Below are 526 nucleotides of genomic sequence, written 5' to 3'. Positions count from 1 at the left end.
GTGGTCGGAGCCATCGGCGGCGACGCGGTTGCCTTGCAGGTGATCGGCGCCATCAGCCGCCACAGCGCGTTTTTCGAGCAGGCGATCAGAACCGCCCTCAGCCACACGGCTTTCAATCAGACGATCCGAGCCGCCTTCAGCGACTACAGGTTGAGCCGAGGTCGCGGCGAAAGCGTTCACTGCGAAGATCGAGAAAGCGATGCTGAGGAGGGTTTGGCGTTTCATGATCGTGTGCTCCAGGGTGTTGTCGGTGGGTATGGAGCTGATGTTACGCCGCACAGTTTTTAAGAGAACTTCATTGAGTCAATGGTGACTATTGATGCGGTCAATGGATAGATGGAACGGCCCTTCGTAGGCGCGTGGCTTGTACTTGCAGGTGTACGAAACCCAACTGTTGGAGCTGGCTCGCCAGCGAAGGCGGCCTGACAGCCGACCTGTCTCTTGCTGACCGAGTACATATCCATTCCTGCGGTAACGGCCACTTAGGGTTTCGCCCTTACGGCGAGTCACTTGGAAAAGCCCCAAG

Annotated in this window: 1 pseudogene; it reads right to left on the bottom strand. The window is 57.6% G+C overall.

The features are described 5' to 3' along the window. A pseudogene (locus tag GPL81_RS30700) lies at window positions 1-225 on the bottom strand (hypothetical protein); the annotation flags it as partial. Window positions 226-526: the final 301 nt, after the last annotated feature.

Origin of the sequence: Pseudomonas izuensis, assembly GCF_009861505.1 — a bacterium.
Classification (GTDB): Bacteria; Pseudomonadota; Gammaproteobacteria; order Pseudomonadales; family Pseudomonadaceae; genus Aquipseudomonas; species Aquipseudomonas izuensis.
The sequence above is the reverse complement of the archived record's forward strand: the minus strand, read 5'-3'. Positions and strand labels throughout refer to the sequence as shown.